Below are 17,087 nucleotides of genomic sequence, written 5' to 3'. Positions count from 1 at the left end.
ACCTTAAAGTGCCGGGCGATGGCTTTCCAGCCCGTAAATGCTGAATCACATGCAAGTTTTTAACGATGAGTAAAAAAGGCTCAAACTGTTCGTATTTATTCGTACAATGGGTTTAGGCTGTTGCGCAGCGGCGGGCAATGGTGCGCGCCGCTCTTTCCAGTCGAGAAGACTAAGGACGCATCATGCCCCGAACCCTCCCCATCGAACGTTATCGCAACATCGGCATCTCCGCGCATATCGATGCCGGTAAAACCACCACCACCGAGCGCATCCTGTTTTACACCGGAATGAGCCACAAGTTAGGTGAAGTGCACGATGGCGCGGCAACCACCGACTGGATGGCGCAGGAGCAGGAGCGTGGCATCACCATCACGTCGGCGGCGGTAAGCTGCTTCTGGCCGGGTATGGACGGCAGCTTTACGCCGCACCGCATCAACATCATCGATACCCCCGGACACGTTGATTTCACCATTGAAGTGGAACGCTCAATGCGCGTGCTGGACGGCGCGGTGATGGTGTATGACGCGGTTGGCGGCGTGCAGCCGCAGTCGGAAACCGTGTGGCGCCAAGCCAACAAATACCGTGTGCCGCGCATCGCCTTCGTTAACAAGATGGATCGGCAGGGCGCAGATTTCTTCCGCGTGGTGCAGATGATGAAAGATCGCCTGCACGCCAATCCGGTGCCGATTGTGATTCCTATCGGCGCCGAAGAGCATTTTAGCGGCGTGGTCGATCTCAACAAAATGCGCGCGATTTACTGGGACGATGCCAGCCAGGGCATGAGCTTTAGCTATGCGCCGATCCCCGCTGAATTGCAGGCGCTAGCGGCCGAGTGGCGTGAGAACATGGTCGCGGCGGCGGCAGAAGCCAGCGACGCGCTAATGGAGCGCTATCTTGAGCTGGGCGATCTTAGCGAAGACGACGTCATTGCCGGCTTGCGCCAGCGCACGCTGCAGGGTGAAGTTCAGCCAATGCTGTGCGGCAGCGCGTTCAAAAACAAGGGCGTGCAGCGCATGCTGGATGCGGTGATTGAGCTGATGCCATCGCCGCTCGACGTACCGGCGGTGAGCGGCGTCAATGAGCAGGGCGAACACGACGAACGTCATGCCGATGACAGCGAACCGTTCTCGGCGCTGGCGTTCAAGCTGATGAGCGATCCCTACGTTGGCCAGTTAACCTTTGTGCGCGTCTACTCCGGCGTGCTGCGTAAGGGCGACAGCGTGTGGAACGCGGTGAAAGGGCGCAAAGAGCGCATCGGCCGTATCGTGCAGATGCAGGCTAACGATCGCATTGAAATTGAAGAGATTCGCGCAGGCGATATCGCCGCCTGCGTTGGCCTAAAAGAGGTCACTACCGGTGAAACGCTGTGCGATCCCAACGCGGTAATCACGCTGGAGCGCATGGAGTTCCCCGACCCGGTGATTTCGCTGTCGATAGAGCCGAAGACCAAGAGCGATCAGGAAAAAATGGGCCTGGCGCTGCAGCGGCTGGCGGCGGAAGATCCGTCGTTCCGCCTGCATACCGATGAGGAATCCGGCCAGACGATTATTTCCGGTATGGGCGAGTTGCATCTGGAGATTATCGTTGATCGCATGAAGCGCGAGTTCGGCGTGGAAGCCAACATTGGTCGGCCGCAGGTGACTTATCGCGAAACCATTCGTAAAACGGTGCGCGAGGTGGAAGGCAAGTTTGTGCGTCAGTCCGGCGGTAAAGGCCAGTATGGCCACGTGGTGCTGACGCTGGAGCCGCAAACGGCGGGTGCCGGTTTTGCCTTTGAAGATGCCACCAAAGGCGGCGTGGTACCGCGCGAGTTCATTCCTTCGGTAGAGAAGGGGATTCGAGAGGCGCTGAACAGCGGCGTGCTGGCCGGTTATCCGGTGGTGGACATCAAAGCCACGCTGACGTTTGGTTCGTATCACGACGTCGATTCGTCAGAAATGGCGTTTCGTATGGCGGCGATCTTTGGCTTTAAAGCCGCAGCGAAGCTGGCCGATCCGGTGATCCTTGAACCGCTGATGCAGGTGGAAGTGGAAACGCCGGAAGAGTATGCCGGTGGCGTGATGGGCGATCTCTCATCGCGGCGCGGGACCTTGCAAGGCATGGATGAGCGCTTTGGCGCCCGCATTATTCGCGCCGAAGTGCCGCTGTCCGAGATGTTTGGCTACGCCACGACGCTGCGTTCGATGTCACAAGGCCGCGCCACCTACAGCATGGAGTTTGCGCACTATGCCGAAGCGCCGCGTAATGTGGCTGAAAGCATCATCGCGGCTCGCACGTAATTATGTCGTAGGGTGCGCAGTAATGCGCACCGGGTAAAGAAAGGTCGCCAATAACGGCGTAATGCTCGTCAGTTAAGCATGAATCGGTCACCATGAATGGTGACCCTACGTGGATATCGCCGGGTTTTCGTAGGGTGCGCATTCATGCGCACCTGCATAAACAGGCATTTTATTGCTTAAGTGAGCGGCATTACGCCAATAACGGCGACCTTTCTCGTATTTAACAAATCCATTGTCACTATTGTCGTTTTACTTTTATTTGTCCGGATTTTAATAATTCAGCGGGAATTAAATACGGGCCAGATGACGGCCATCAATAATATTTACCTGCATTCACCAAGGACAATATGAAATTAACGTCAATAGCGTTGGCCTTAGGCTTTAGCCTGCTGGGAAACACCGTTAGCGCGCTGGCTGCCGATCAGCCCGTCAGCGGCGGCACGCTCACTGTCGGCGTGGAAACCGAACCGACCACCTTTAACCCGCAGCTCAACGGCCAGGACAAAGCGGAAATCACGCTGCGTAACTTCTGGGAATCGCTGTTGGCACGCCGTCCGGACGGCAGCTTTGTGCCGTGGCTGGCTGAGAGTTATCAAGCCAGCCAGGAGGGCAAAGTCATCCGCTTCAATCTGCGGCGCGACGTCACCTTCTCCAACGGCGAGAAGTTCGATGCCAACGCGGTGGCCGAGAACTTCCGCCAAACCCAGGTGGCGCAATACTGCGCGGGCACCAGCCTGTGCCTGATGGGTTCGCACATCGATAAGATTGAAACCCCAGACGATCACACCGTTGTGATCACCCTGAAAGCGGTCTATTCACCGTTTCTCTCTTTCGCCGCAGGGCTGCAAATTCTGGCCCCCGCCAGCTGGAAATCACCGCAGTTGAAATCGGGCGGCAAAGATTTGGCTGGCACCGGGCCGTTTATTCTCGAGAGCTATGAGAAAGGCCAGCAGGTGACTTACGTTAAAAACCCGAAATATAACTGGGCGCCAGCCACTGCTAAACATCAGGGTCCGGCATATCTCGATCGCGTGACGTATCGTTTCCTGCCGGAATCATCGGTACGCACCGGCGCGCTGCTCTCTGGGCAGGTGGATGCGATCGAGGGCATTTCGGGCAACGATGCCGGCGAATTTAAAGACAATAGCGATTTTACCTACCAGCACGCGCTGAACACCGGTACGCCGTATTCACTGTTCCTCAACGTGGAATATGGCCCGACGCAGGATGTGAAGGTGCGCCAGGCCCTGCTGCAGGGATTGGATATCGACCCGCTGCTGAAGTCGGTCTATCGCGGCGAACGCACCCGCGCGTGGGGCATCACCTCGCCGATCGATCCGCTTTATAACAACCAGCTGGAAGGCAAGTACGGTAACAATCCGGCTGCCGCCAACAAGCTGCTGGATGAGGCGGGCTGGCAAACCCGTGATAGCGAAGGCTTCCGTACCAAAGCGGGCCAGCGTCTGCGTATCGAGCTAATTCAGGCGCAGGCCACGGTGCGCGATCAGCGAGATGTGCTGTTGCAGGCGATTCAGGCGCAGGCGCGTCAACGTCTTGGCATCGATCTCAAGCTGAACTATGTTGATTCGGGAACCTATGCCGATGTACGTAAGAGCGGTAAGTTCGGCACCATTGCTAACTCCAACACGCCCACCGATGGCGTGGATATTGAAAACCACTATCGTCCGATAGCGCAAGGTGGGGCGATTAACTACAGCCGCGTCAACGATGCGAAGATCAATGGGCTGCTAGATAAAGCCGCCAGCACGCTGGATCTGCCGCAGCGCCGTGATGACTACAGCCAGCTGCAGCAGGTGGCATTGTCGCAGCTGGCGCTGGCCGTGCCGCTGTATGAACCCGAAGATCAGTTAGCCACCGCCAATTATGTGCACGGCTACGGTTTCCGCAGCTATAAGCAGATGCCGGAAAGCGTTTACGATGTGTGGTTGAGTCAACATTAATCGTGCGAAAAGGCAAAGATTGCAGCGGGCAGCCATCACGCTGTCCGCTCGATTTAAATTGCCAGAGGCTATTTATTTCAGTTGTATGTCATCGTGAACGTCGCCGTGGTATTTGCCGTTCCGCTCTCAATGTTTGCTGCGGTTTGATAATAGCGAGCGGTGAAAGCAAGTTGTTTTAAACCGGCCGCATTAGCGGTACCAAAGTTAAGCTGCTTCCCTAATGCCACCACTTGGGTACCTTTGAGTATTTGAATACCGATGCCAGATGCCTGGTTTTTCCCGGCAGTGAGAGCAAGAACACCCGCTGGGCCTGCAGACGTACCTTCCAGCGACAGTTTAATCTTGGTTTTTGCATCGCAATTAAGATCAATCGTAAAGTCTTTCGGCTTAGCGGTTGTCCCTTTACCTTTAAAATCTGAGATGACTGCATTATCAAGTTTCACGTTAACGGTTTTAGTCATCAGCGTACAGGCTACGGGGATAATAGTATTCGTACCTGTCAGCGCCAACGTAGTGCGATATTTTGGTTCGGGTTCAGCATAAAAATAGGCGAGCGTACCGGTGGTTAAATTGCCTGCACCGACACTCCCGGTGGATAATTTTATTAATGTAGCGCTTAACGGATCGGGCATTGAAAGAGAGGCATTTGCGGCCATAGGTTTGCTAAACGGAACATTGTTAAGTGACTGGTGAATTTCTATGCCTATTCCGGGAATATTGGTTTCATAAATCGTATTTCCAAAGCTGCTGGCGCGAGTAAATAGCACCGGTACGCCTCTATAATTCCAGGCTTGAGTGCAACGAAACAGCGTGGATCCGCCGCTAATTTGGCCCGTAAACGCTGAGGTGATAAAAGCGCCTGCTGGATAATCGCGTTGTACAATGACATTGCCAAAACTGATATTACTAATGATCTCTTTCCCTGCCACTCCCCATGCGCAAGCTGCGGATACCGTATGGGATACCCAGAAGAGTGAGCAGATGATTAACCCTAATAAGAATGTATTTTTATTGTTAGGGAGCATGGTTATTCCTTATTTACAGCGCGCAACAGCATGCTTAATTGCGCTGTTTTGCTGTTTATCTAAGGGCAAAGTAAAATCTGCCTGGCATTGTTGCGTGGCTCCATTCCCCCATTTCACCTCCAGCACGCCACGTTGTGCTACGCCGCTCAGATACACCTGACCACCCTCGCCAACAATACTGCTGTTGTCGTTGTCACCAAGAATATGCGCCGAGGCACCAAATGGCACCAGGCCGTCATGGCGTGTCAGAGTGATTAACGCTCGGCTGCCGACGCGGGTTTTAAACTCTGCCAATACCAGCGCGCCTTTCGTCGGAACCACGGTTGCCGTGGCGCTATCAATATCGAGTTCTTCGCCATAGGTATTGGTATCAAGCGCTACGCGGTTATAGCGATACGGAGTGGCGTAGGGGATAACGGCGTAGCCGCGCCAGTCCGTTTTTACGCCGGTATTGTTTTGTACACTCACGCCACTGGCTCCCGGTGCGCGTACCACGATAGCGCTGTCGCCAATGGCTTGCCCTAACGTTACTCCGTACGGATGCGCGACGATTGAGCCCTGCGCACCGTAGTTCACCTGACGTGAGTTACGGCTGTAGTTGTAGCCTGCATCTATTTCGCCAACGCTCGCTTTGTAAGTCGCATTTACATCACCGCCATATCCCTGGCCGCGACGATCGTAATTCTGCTGTACCAGATAATTCAGGTTGTTATCTTGCAACGTCGTCCCGGCCAGGCCCACGCTGTGGGAGGTGCCGCTATTTTGGCTGTGGCTCATGCCATAACGTGCCCAGCTGCCGGAAAGGAGTTTATCCAGCGGGATCTGCAAATTAAAAGCGATCTGGCGATCGTCTTTCGCTACTCCCGGCGTCTGGCTATGGGTGTAGTTTAAACCGTAGTTGATCCCTCGATGGGTTGCGCTATAACCCACTGAAATATTGCGCTCTTTACCACTTTGCTGCCAGTAATCCTGCTGGGAGGCCGCAACATAGAAACTGCCGATGCCAAAAAAGGATTGGTTAATGTTCAGCATTGCCTGGCTGCGTTTGTTGTAGCGTAAACGCCAGACATCATTTTGGCTGGCATTCACCTCATTGGCTTCCTGCAAACTATAGAAACCCGACGTGGAATAACGGTAGCCTGCCAGCGTGAAGCTGGTGCCGGTTGCCGCAATCTCTTTGGCATACTGAAAACGATAAGACTGACCACGGTGCGCCGATCCATCACGCAGCTGGGTTTGGGCCTGGGTGACATCCACCGAAACCGATCCCCAATCACCAAAACTATGGCCTACCCCCAACGCCGCCGAGTGATAGTGGTTGGCACCCTGTACACCACCGTACAGCGTGTTTGATCCCGGCAGGCCATAAAGTGCCGTTGCCTGAGCAAAACCCGGGGGACTGCCGCTTGCGTAAGTGGAACGATAACGGCCCGTCGTGGCCGAGTATTTCAACTGGCCTTCGCGCTGCATGATGGGAACAGCAGAGAAAGGCTGAACGGACACCCGCTCTGAGCCATCTGCCTCGCGCACGACGACCTCCAAATCACCGCTGGAAGCGGTAGGGTATAAATCCCGGATAACAAAGGCGCCTGGCGCAACATAGGTTTGGTAAATAACGTAGCCATTTTGACGCACCGTAACCTGCGCATTCGACTGGGCAATACCGCGGATCACCGGGGCAAAACCGCGCAGGCTATCAGGCAGCATATTTTCATCTGAGGTGATTTGCGCACCGCGAAATTGCACGCTCTCGAACACGTCGCCTGGCGTGGCGCTGTCTCCCAGGGTGAGTTGGCCTTTGAGAAACTGGATATCGCGCTGGAGATAGGTGCTAATGCTCTGCCAGCTGGCTGCCTGCTGCGTGCTGCTTGAGAAAGTAGAGTAATTACGCAGCCGCCAGGCACCAAGGTTTAGGCCACCGCGCAGATTGAGGAAATTGCTGTTGAGACGGGCGTTACCGTATTGGGTATTTGCACCGCTGTAGCGGTAGTTCAACTGTGCCGATGTCATTCCCTGATCCCAAAGTGCCGAATCGGTTGTACTGCGGGCAGCAACGTTTAACGCGGCCTGCGGGATACTGACATCAAGGCGCTGCTGGTTAAAATCGAAGTGGCTCGCGGCATCTGGAATCACGCTGGCCAAATCACTGACGGGTTGATCCTGAGGAAGAGAGGCAAGACCGGGAAAGGCCTCTGTCTTCACACCCATCGCGCTGAGCTGAGCCGGCGTAAATTCCGGTAACAGTTGATCTTTACTGGCGATGAAATTGACATCCCGGGTTGCTAAATGTTGACCATTCACAGAGATATCTACCCGGTACTTGCCGGGTAGCTGATTGTCACCAGACAAAAACTGTGAAAGATCACTGGCCGCCTGGCCGCTGTCTGAAATTTCAAGGGCTGCAGGATTAAAATAGACTTCCGCTGCGGCTTCGCGACACTGCAGAGACACACCGACTGCAAGGGTCAGAGCAACGCAATAAGCCGCTTTGGAATAAGTAAAATCATGAATATTACGTGGCGCGCCGGCGCGTCGAATGAGTGCATGTCGAGGCTGTTTTAGGGTGATTGTAGACTTCATGACTCATAGTTCCGCGTGTGAAGATGACATGCACCGAAAAGGGTGCTCAACAACGCCTCCTCTTCGTCACCAGCAGGAGACATTAAAATTGCTGCAAAGGGTTAGAATGAACGGGTTTCTGCGGCGGTAATCCCGCCAAAATCATTGATCATTTGCCAGGTGACTGAGCTGCTCTTAGGGTTATCCAGCGGCAGCGTCATGGACGATTTCGGGGCAATCATGCCAGGATCTTTGAGGGCAAAACCCCCCACCGTGAGGCTGTTAAAAGAGAGGAAATAGGGCGTTGGGTTGTTGATGGCAAGATGGTCGCCCTGCTTGCTAAAGGTCAGCTGCTTATACGCCAGCGCGGCACCCTCTTTTAAGGCGGCTGGGCGGTAAAATAACTTGATCTTGGTTTTGACTGAGATGAGCAGGCGGTTAGTGTCTGTACTTTCCGAACCCGGTATCGCTTTGATGTTGGCCCAAAATACCGATTCACGATCGTCGGGGAGATTGCCGCCGGTGCGAACGATACGCAGAATGTTTTCTTTACCTCCATCCAGGCGGAAAAGCGGTGGTGTAATAATAAAAGGCGGTTTCTCTTCATTAGCCTGCGGATAAGATTCAACCCACGACTGAACAAGGAATGGGGCTTTTTTATCGGTGTTCTTAACCGGAATTGAGGTTTCTTGTTTCCCGGCATCGTAAATAATACGCGTACCGCCAACCACAACGCTGGCTTGCGCTGAATGCAGTGAAATTACCCCTGAAAGCGTGACACAACAAAATGCAGCTAATAAACGAGTCATTTTATTTCCTCTGCTTGTGATTTTTAAATATCTCCTCATTAAAAATAACCCGCCGACCAGGCGGATTATTTAAATTAAAGAGAGAAGGTTAGTTATAAACAATGGTGAAGTCGGCTGCGGCTTCTGCTGTCCCGTCAGTCACGGTTGCCGCGGTGGACTGATATTTTGCAAAGTAAGTCAGGGTAGCGGTGGTGGTAAGATTTTGGGATTTTGATGTGCTCCCAATTGGGATTAACGTTACGCCATCATCTTCAAACAGGGCAATACCGAGGTTTTTCGCCGTGCTCGCTCCGCTTAACGCCAGCAGTTTACGGTTATCTGCGTGAGTCGGACCGGTGAAGTTAACGGCAGCCGCAGTGATTGCGGCCGGGCAGGCGGTCAGATCGATTGAAATTTGGCGACTACCGCTGGTGGCGCCGATTGCGCTGAAATCGCTGGTTGCGACTCGTCCGAGGTCAATATTCTGGGATTTTGTTGTCGGACTCACGGTGCAGGCATCCGCCGAGACAGTACCGGTAAAATTAAGGGTGCCACTGGCTGCATGCGCCGTAGAGACCAAGGCGGATCCCGCCAGAACCGCTAAAATAAGACTTTTTTTCATCATGGTGTTGCTCTCCATGCTCAACCATTTAATCATCTGAGCAATTAGTTAATAATTTTTTTAATGTAAGTACATCATTTGCAGAGCGTAGAAATTGTTCCGTAAATGATGTGGTCCCATTAAAATTTATTTATAAGAGGGCGGCAATGGAGTGAATTCTTAGTGATTTGTAGGAAAATTCCGATCCCGTTAAATAATGACTTTAATCAATATTTGTCCGGCAAGGCGACACAATGTGATGAATAATTAAATTTATTTTAAAAATAAATGGATATTATTTTATGCTGAGGCGCGGTGTGAAGCCTGACCGGCAGCCATCTGCGTAGTAAGGATGAACGGATTTATTATTCCCATATTCTACACATCGATTGCCACTATTCTCGTTTTACTTTAATCCGTCGGATTTTAATACTTTCCTCAACCATGATTAAGGAAAGGGTCACTATGAGCCAGCTGATTGAAGTCGCTACCGCCGACGATGCCGAAGAAATTTTTGCTCTGCTGCAGCGCGCCTATGCGGCGCTGGTGGCGCTGGATGTGCATTTCACCATTTCGCAGGGCAACGTCGAGCAGGTTCGCCGCGTTATCGAACAGGAAACCGTGCTGGTGCTGCGCAAGTGGAAACGCGCGGTCGCCACCGTCACGGTGCGTTTTCCGTGGCAGCAGGATGAACATGCGCCCTCATCGTGGCCGTTCATCCACTGGTTCGCCGTCGATCCCGATTACAAAGGGCAGGGTTACGGCCGCGACATCATCACCTATGCCGAAGAGACACTGCTGAAGCAGACGCTAAAAGCACCGGGCGTCTATCTGGCCACTGCCACCAAACATCCGTGGCTGAGCGAGCTCTATCTGCGTCGTGGCTATCAACCTTTCCATCACCGCATTAATCCTTTAGGCGAGGCGCTGGTATTCCTGAAAAAGGAATTTACCCCGCCAGCCGAGCAACCCGTCGCCAAAATCGCCTGAATAACCGAAGAAGCACCTGCAACGTTTAGGGATCTTATGCAAGCGAATTCATTCACTCTCGCGCTGGGTGTGGTCTGCCTGCCGGAAGCGCGTCGTTATCTGGCTCAGCCCTCACTCATCAGGAGGCGAAGATGAGTCTGGAAAGCATTGTCACGCGCACGCCACGCGCACCTCGGCCATCGATGTGGCGCAGCGACCTAACGCGCCGTATCGTCAGCCGTCTGCTGGGCGGCGTACTGGTGCTGTGGGCAGCGGTTTCGCTGGCGTTTCTCGGCGTGCATCTGGCACCAGGTGATATCGTTAGCCTACTGATTGGCGAACAGCTGCGCACGCCGGCGATTGAAGCAGCGATCCGCGCTGAATGGGGCTTGAACGAGCCGCTGTGGTGGCAATATCTGCACTATATGTGGCGCGTGCTGCACGGCGATTTTGGCCGCTCCTACATGCTCAATACTGAAGTCAGCCATCTGCTGGCGACGCAGCTGTGGCCCACCATCAAACTGACGCTGGCAGCGCTGCTGGTCAGCATCCTGTTTGCGGTGGCGATTGCTGTCGGCACCGCACATCGCCGCATCGGACGCCGCATCGCCAACGGTTTTGAACTGCTGTTGGCCTCCACGCCATCGTTCTGGATGGGCATTGTGCTGCTGTTTATTTTCAGCTTTACGCTGCGCTGGTTCCCGGTGGCGGGCGATCGCTCGCTGTCGTCGCTGGTGCTGCCGGCGCTGGCGCTAGGCCTGGCGCAGGGCGCCGTGATTGCCCAGTTGCTGCGCCGCGAACTGGAGCGCGCGCTGGATGCGCCGTTCACCCTGACGCTGCGTGCGTGGGGCGTGGGTGAAACCACCATTCGGCTGCGTCACGCGCTGCGGCATGCGGCGCTGCCAGCGGTGACCTTAACCGGCTGGCTGGTGGGCGGCTTGCTCAGCGGCGCGGTGATCACCGAGCAGGTGTTTGGTCGTCCCGGCCTCGGTAAATTAACGGTGGATGCGGTGCTGGCGCAGGATCTGCCGGTGGTGTTGGCGGTGGCGATTCTGTCGGCGCTGATTTACGTGGTGATGAGCACCGTAGTCGACATCCTGTCGCTGTGGATCGATCCGCGCCTGCGTGGAGAAACGAAATCATGATTGCCGCGCTGCAACGTCACCCTGTTTCACTGCCCGCCGCCGTGTGGGCTGCGATTCTGTTTCTTATTGTCTTAGCTATCGCGGTGATTGCGCCGCAGTGGCTGGCGCACAGCGATCCGCTGCTGGCCGATCCGGTCAATGCTCAATTGCCGCCTTCGGCGCAGCACTGGCTTGGCACCGATCAGCTGGGACGCGATCTGTTAACGCGAGTGATTTACGGCAGCCGCTATTCGCTGCTGATCAGCGTGGCGGCGATGGCGCTGGCGGTAGTGTTTGGCACCTTGCTTGGGCTGGTGGCTGCGCTGGCGCGTGGCGTGGTAGATGAGCTGCTCAGCCGTGCGGTGGATGTGATTTCCGCCTTTCCCGATCTGCTGCTGGCGCTGATGCTCATCGCCTTCACCGGGCCCGGCACCAATAACCTGATTATCGCGCTCGGTGTGGCTTCGGTGCCGCGTTTTGCCCGCGTGGTGCGCGCACAAACCTACAGCGTGATGACCTCTGGCTACGTTGAGCAGGCGCGTACTTTTGGCCTGTCGCGCTTCACGCTGATTACGCGCCACATTCTGCCGCACGCCATTGCGCAGGTCCCGGCACTGGCCACGCTCGGACTTGGCACCGCGATTATCGGCACCGCCGGATTAAGTTTCCTCGGCATGGGGCCGCAGCCGCCAACCGCGGAATGGGGCCTGATGCTGGCGGAAGGGCGCAACTATCTGCGTAATGCCTGGTGGATTGCGGTGTGGCCGGGCGTGTTTATCACGCTGACTGTGATTGCGGTTAACACGCTGGGACGTTACTGGCAGGCACGTTTTGAAGGACGCTCAGCATGAGTCAGCCATTTATTGATATCCATAATCTCTCGATTCGCTTCGGTCCACAGCAGGTGGTGAAGAATCTCAGCCTGCAGGTGGCGGCGGGAGAATCAGTGGCGCTGGTCGGGGAATCTGGTTCCGGCAAAACCCTCACCGCGCGCAGCCTGCTCGGCCTGCTGCCGGAAGGGGCCATCGTCACTGCCGATCGTTTTACCATCGACGGACGCGATATGCGCCATGCCAGCCGCAGCGACTGGCGTGCGCTGCGCGGTCGCCGCATTGGCTACGTATTGCAAGACGCGCTGGTGTCGCTCGATCCGCTGCGCCGCATTGGTCAGCAGTTGGGCGATGCGTTAAGCGCCGCCGGCCATCGCGGCAATCTGCACGATAAAAGCATCGAGTTGTTACAGGCCGCGGGCATTCACGATGCGGAAAGCCGACTGGAACGTTATCCGCATCAGCTTTCGGGCGGCCAGCGTCAGCGTGCGCTGATTGCCACCGCGCTGGCGGGGACGCCGACGTTATTGATTGCCGATGAACCGACCACCGCGCTGGACATGACGGTGCAGCGACAGATTCTGCAGCTGCTGGCGCAGCGGCGGCGTGACGGCCACGGCCTGCTGCTGATCAGCCACGATTTGGCGGTGGTGGCGGAGCTGGCCGATCGCGTGCTGGTGATGCGCGATGGCGAAGTGGTGGAGCAGGGCCACAGCGGCCCGCTGCTGCAACGTCCACAACACGCCTGGACGCAGCGCCTGCTGCGCGCGGTGCCGACGCCCGCCACGCGCGGTTTGCGGCTCAGCGCCGCCGAGCCAACGCCGCTGCCGCCGCGCCCACAGCGTAGCCACGCGCCGCTGCTGGAAGGCATCGGTCTGCACAAAGCCTACGGCGATCGTCTGGTGCTGAATGACATTAACTTCACGCTGCATGCCGGTGAAACGCTCGGCGTGGTCGGTGAATCCGGCTCGGGCAAAACCTCGCTGGTGAAAGTGGTGATGGGTTTAACCGAGCCGGACAGCGGCACGCTGCTGCTGGAAGGTGAGCGCTGGGATCGTCTGCCGGAGAAAGCGCGCCGCGCCCGGCGTGCGCGCCTACAGCTGATCGCGCAAGACCCGTTCAGCTCCTTCGATCCGCGTTACACGGTGGAAAAAATCATCGGCGAAAGCCTCGACAGCGCCGGTATTTACGGCGACGCGCGCCGTCAGCGCGTGCGCCAGCTGCTGGACGAAGTGCAGCTCGGCGATCGCTTTCTGCAGCGCTATCCACAGCAGCTGTCCGGCGGCCAGCGTCAGCGCGTGGCGATTGCGCGCGCCTTTGCTCCCAATCCAGCGCTGCTGGTGGCCGATGAGCCGGTGAGCGCGCTGGATGTATCCGTGCAGGCGCAGGTGCTGGATCTACTGGCCGATATGCAGGCCGAGCACGGCACCGCGCTGCTGTTTATTTCGCACGATCTCGGCGTGATCCAGCATCTGGCGGATCGCGTGCTGGTGATGCAAAACGGACAAGTGGTGGAGAGCGGGGCGCTGCAGCAGGTGTTCGCCGCGCCGCAGCATCCGTGGACGCAAAAACTGTTACAGGCGTTGCCGGCGATCCCCGACTGGCAGCCCGCACACGCATATTAAGGAGAGCAGAATGAGTCAAACACAACGCCAGCTGCGGCTGGGCGCGATTATTCAGGGCGTATCCGGCAACATGTCGGCCTGGCGCCATCCCGATGCGGTCGCGGATGCCAGTATTAATGTGGATTACGTGCTGGATCTGGCGCGCAAAGCGGAGCAGGCGAAGATCGATTTCTTGTTCGTGGCCGACGGCTTGTACATTACGCCGCAGTCGATTCCGCACTTCCTCAATCGCTTCGAACCCATCACCTTGCTGTCGGCGCTGTCGCTGGTGACGAAACACATCGGCCTGGTCGCCACGCTCTCAACGTCCTACAGCGAACCCTTTACCGTGGCGCGGCAGTTTGCCAGCCTCGATCATCTTAGCGGCGGCCGCGTCGGCTGGAACGTGGTGACCTCGCCGCTGGAAGGCTCGGCGAAAAACTTCTCACGCAGCAGCCATCCGGAACACGATGAGCGCTATCGCGTGGCCAGCGAATATCTGCAGGTGGTGAAAGGACTGTGGGATTCGTGGGAAGGCGATGCCTTTGTGCGTGACAAGCAGAGCGGAGAATTTTTTGCTGCCGACAAGCTGCACACGCTGAATCATAAAGGCCAATACTTCTCGGTACAGGGGCCGCTAAACGTGGGGCGCTCACCGCAGGGACGGCCGATTGTGTTCCAGGCGGGCGCCTCCGAAGCGGGGAAAGCTTTTGCCTCAGAAGCTGCCGATGCCATCTACACGCGACAGGAAACGCTGGAGCAGGCGCGCGAGTTCCGCGAAGACGTGCGACGTCGGCTAGTGGCGCGCGGCCGTGATGCCGACGAGATTCGCGTGTTTCAGGGCATCAGCGTAATTATCGGGGAAACGGAACAGGACGCCGAACGGCGCTATCAGCAAACCGCCGAGCTGGTGACCATCGATAAAGCGCTGGAGTATCTTGGCCGCTACTTTGAACATCACGATTTCAGCCAATATGCACTGGATGAACCCTTTCCGGAGATTGGCGAGCTGGGCAGCAACAGCTTCCGCAGCACCACCGATAAGATTAAACAGAACGCGCGTGAACGCGGTTTGACGCTGCGTCAGGCCGCGCTGGAGGAGGCTACGCCGCGCCCGAGTTTCCTTGGCACGGCACAGCAGGTGGCGGACGGGCTGGCAAACTGGTTCCTGGCCGGCGCCACCGACGGCTTTATCGTGCGCGGCGGCACGCCAACGGCGTTTGATGATTTTGTGGCGCAGGTGATTCCGCTGTTGCAGGCGCGCGGTATCTATCGCCATGAGTACGAAGGCGAGACGCTGCGGGAAAATCTCGGGCTGGCCGAGCCAGAGAACCAGTTCGTTGCACAGCGCCAGAGTCAGCAGGTGGCGTGATGTTCGCCAGGTCGCCATAAATGGCGACCCAACAAAAACCGGCACACTTCCTGTAGGGTCGCCATTTATGGTGACCGTTTCACTCGACATAATAGATAATTATAAAGCCGTTACGCCCAGCGCAGCAGCAGCATCCTTCCACGCTTTAACTTCGTCATAAAACGCCCTTTCGGTGACGCTGAAGCCGCCAATCAAATTCTCATGCAGCAGATCCTGATAACGCGGATCGCTGGTCAGTTCTTGCAGCGCGCTGCGCAGTATCACCAGCGTTGCCGCATCGGTTTTGGCTGAGGTGATCAGCGGCAGTGCAGCACACAGCGGCGTTTCGCCGATGATCTCCAGCCCTGCCAGCTCGTCAGGGAAGTTGCGGCGCAGCAGCGCCCAGGTGATGCAGTCGATCGCCGCGATATCCGCGTGGCCGGCACGCAGCGCCGCCAGCGATTGGCGATGACTGCCGCTAAAATGCGTCTCGCTAAAGAATTTTCCATCCTGCGCCAGCGGCGCAATCACGTAGCGCAGCGCGTTAAAGCCGGAGTGCGAATCGTTGCTGTTGCACACTGCACGTCGACCACGAAAATCGCTGAGTGTCAGGTGCTCATCTTCGCTGCGCGCCACCAGCCAACTGCGATAGCGCGGGCCGTCGCAGCCCTGTGCACTTGACTGAAAGGTGCCAACCAGCTGCACATCCGGCAGCAGTTCTACCAGCGGATAGCCGCAGGTTTGGCTCAGCAGCAGTGCGTCATCGCGCCAGTGCGGCAGTAAATTCTGCGGCCACGTAACCTCAGCCTGCACGCCGCGTTGCAGCAGCAGCGTCGTTAGCGCTGAGGTCAGGCCGATCGTCGCCTGATGATTGATGTGGTACATCGGTAACGAAATGATGGGCATTCTGTGCATCCTTATGCGTGCCCGGATGGGCGGTAACATCAACTGATTTGCGCCAGAAGCGCGCTAACCATTCGCCATAACCGGCGACGCGAAAACCGTGATTACGCTGGTGGTAGCCATCGCGATACAGCAAATAGACTTTGCGCAGGCCATACCACGGCAAACCGGGCAGATCGTGATGTACAGAATGATAGTTGAGATTGAGGAACAACAGACGCCAGGGCAGGGCAGCTTCATTATTTACCGAGCGCGCCAGCGGCTCTTCTTCAGCACGATGCTCGTAGAAAGAGCGCACCTTCGTTAGCATCAGCGCCGGGTAGCTTACCGCCAGCACGAACCACAGCGGCGAAAAGCCTTGCTGCGTCATCCAGTAAAACAGTCCGCTCAGCAGCGTGAGATGGCTGATCCACATCGCCATGGCCGGTTTATCGCGCTGGATAAAAGACGTAATGAGGGTGTTGATGGTCGTCGCCATATCAAACAGCGGACCCAGCAGTAAGCGTCCCGGAAAGGTGTTGCGCAGATGAACGATCTGCTGTTGCCACGGCTTGAGCTGTGCCCAGCGTTGCGGTGAAAGATAATAGGTTTCAGGATCTTCGTCGGGATCGGTCAGCGTGTGATTGCGGTGATGCGCCAAATGCGAATCACGATACAAACCATAGGGATACCACACCGCCAGCGGCAGCGTACCGAAGAGCTGGTTGAGGCGCGGCAAACGCGTCGGATGACCGTGAATCAGCTCGTGCTGCAGCGAAAGATACCAGGTGGTAAAGAGGATCAGCAGCAGCGTGCTGAGGGCTAACCCCAGCGTTTGCCAGTAGATGACGCAGGCAAACCAGCCGCCATAAACGACCACCATTAATAGCCATGTCGGCAGCTCGCTGCGCCACAGCCAGCTGCGCGCCAGTTGATGTACCACCTCGCGCTGTTGCGCATTGAGATAAGCCGCTGTCCCTTTACTCATGAAGAAATTGCACCTGCCAAACGGGAATATGACAGCGAAGATGATTGATCTGCGTGACGATAACAAAGAATCTCTTTTTCTTAGTTATGCAAAAAAGTTGATGATGCGCGCGAAATCTATTGGCTA

The 17,087-nt window shown here is 56.3% G+C and carries 13 protein-coding genes; 7 read left to right on the top strand and 6 right to left on the bottom strand.

The window, feature by feature from the left end:
- Positions 1-182: 182 nt before the first annotated feature.
- A complete protein-coding gene (gene fusA, locus ACIP6T_RS08405; protein ID WP_400456374.1) occupies positions 183-2,279 on the top strand; it encodes an elongation factor G in 2,097 nt (698 codons plus the stop codon).
- Positions 2,280-2,626: 347 nt separating this feature from the next.
- Positions 2,627-4,240, top strand: coding sequence for an ABC transporter substrate-binding protein (locus ACIP6T_RS08400; protein WP_400456372.1), 1,614 nt, complete (start codon positions 2,627-2,629; stop codon positions 4,238-4,240).
- Between the two features lie 77 nt (positions 4,241-4,317).
- Here the strand turns inward: ACIP6T_RS08400 and ACIP6T_RS08395 are convergent, their stop codons facing one another.
- The 4 genes from ACIP6T_RS08395 to ACIP6T_RS08380 all read right to left on the bottom strand — a co-directional run bounded on the left by ACIP6T_RS08395 (position 4,318) and on the right by ACIP6T_RS08380 (position 9,237).
- Positions 4,318-5,265, bottom strand: a complete 948-nt coding sequence (locus ACIP6T_RS08395; protein ID WP_400456370.1) for a fimbrial protein — start codon at positions 5,263-5,265, stop codon at positions 4,318-4,320.
- A 9-nt stretch (positions 5,266-5,274) separates the two neighbouring features.
- Entirely contained in the window at positions 5,275-7,716 is a 2,442-nt protein-coding gene (locus tag ACIP6T_RS08390) for a fimbria/pilus outer membrane usher protein (RefSeq protein ID WP_400456368.1), read from the bottom strand.
- A 230-nt stretch (positions 7,717-7,946) separates the two neighbouring features.
- Positions 7,947-8,633 (bottom strand): molecular chaperone, encoded by a 687-nt coding sequence (locus ACIP6T_RS08385; RefSeq protein WP_097096770.1) that lies wholly within the window; start codon positions 8,631-8,633, stop codon positions 7,947-7,949.
- Positions 8,634-8,721: 88 nt separating this feature from the next.
- Positions 8,722-9,237, bottom strand: coding sequence for a fimbrial protein (locus ACIP6T_RS08380; RefSeq protein ID WP_176519163.1), 516 nt, complete (start codon positions 9,235-9,237; stop codon positions 8,722-8,724).
- A gap of 441 nt (positions 9,238-9,678) precedes the next feature.
- On the opposite strand from ACIP6T_RS08380, the gene ACIP6T_RS08375 reads away from it, so the two are divergent.
- The 5 genes from ACIP6T_RS08375 (at position 9,679) to ACIP6T_RS08355 (ending at position 15,112) form a co-directional block, all read left to right on the top strand.
- Positions 9,679-10,203: a GNAT family N-acetyltransferase gene (locus ACIP6T_RS08375; protein ID WP_345829104.1), complete on the top strand. Its 525-nt coding sequence runs from the start codon at positions 9,679-9,681 to the stop codon at positions 10,201-10,203.
- 131 nt (positions 10,204-10,334) lie between these two features.
- Complete coding sequence (locus ACIP6T_RS08370; RefSeq protein WP_400456365.1) at positions 10,335-11,327, top strand: ABC transporter permease; 993 nt, start codon at positions 10,335-10,337, stop codon at positions 11,325-11,327.
- Positions 11,324-12,157 carry an ABC transporter permease gene (locus tag ACIP6T_RS08365; protein ID WP_400456363.1) on the top strand — a complete coding sequence of 278 codons (834 nt, stop codon included), beginning with the start codon at positions 11,324-11,326 and terminating at the stop codon, positions 12,155-12,157. The genes ACIP6T_RS08370 and ACIP6T_RS08365 overlap by 4 nt, the downstream gene beginning before the upstream one ends.
- Positions 12,154-13,761 (top strand): dipeptide ABC transporter ATP-binding protein, encoded by a 1,608-nt coding sequence (locus tag ACIP6T_RS08360; RefSeq protein ID WP_400456361.1) that lies wholly within the window; start codon positions 12,154-12,156, stop codon positions 13,759-13,761. Before ACIP6T_RS08365 ends, ACIP6T_RS08360 begins: the two co-directional genes overlap by 4 nt.
- Positions 13,762-13,771: 10 nt before the next feature.
- Positions 13,772-15,112, top strand: coding sequence for an LLM class flavin-dependent oxidoreductase (locus tag ACIP6T_RS08355; RefSeq protein ID WP_400456359.1), 1,341 nt, complete (start codon positions 13,772-13,774; stop codon positions 15,110-15,112).
- Positions 15,113-15,211: 99 nt separating this feature from the next.
- On the opposite strand, the gene ACIP6T_RS08350 is transcribed toward ACIP6T_RS08355, so the two are convergent.
- Positions 15,212-15,997: a PhnD/SsuA/transferrin family substrate-binding protein gene (locus ACIP6T_RS08350; RefSeq protein WP_097096777.1), complete on the bottom strand. Its 786-nt coding sequence runs from the start codon at positions 15,995-15,997 to the stop codon at positions 15,212-15,214.
- Positions 15,894-16,961 carry a fatty acid desaturase gene (locus ACIP6T_RS08345; protein WP_097096778.1) on the bottom strand — a complete coding sequence of 356 codons (1,068 nt, stop codon included), beginning with the start codon at positions 16,959-16,961 and terminating at the stop codon, positions 15,894-15,896. The genes ACIP6T_RS08350 and ACIP6T_RS08345 overlap by 104 nt, the downstream gene beginning before the upstream one ends.
- Positions 16,962-17,087: the final 126 nt, after the last annotated feature.

This window comes from Pantoea sp. NPDC088449, from assembly GCF_044753225.1.
GTDB lineage: Bacteria > Pseudomonadota > Gammaproteobacteria > Enterobacterales > Enterobacteriaceae > Pantoea > Pantoea floridensis.
Note: the sequence above shows the minus strand (reverse complement) of the source record. Positions and strands in the feature narration are given on the sequence as shown.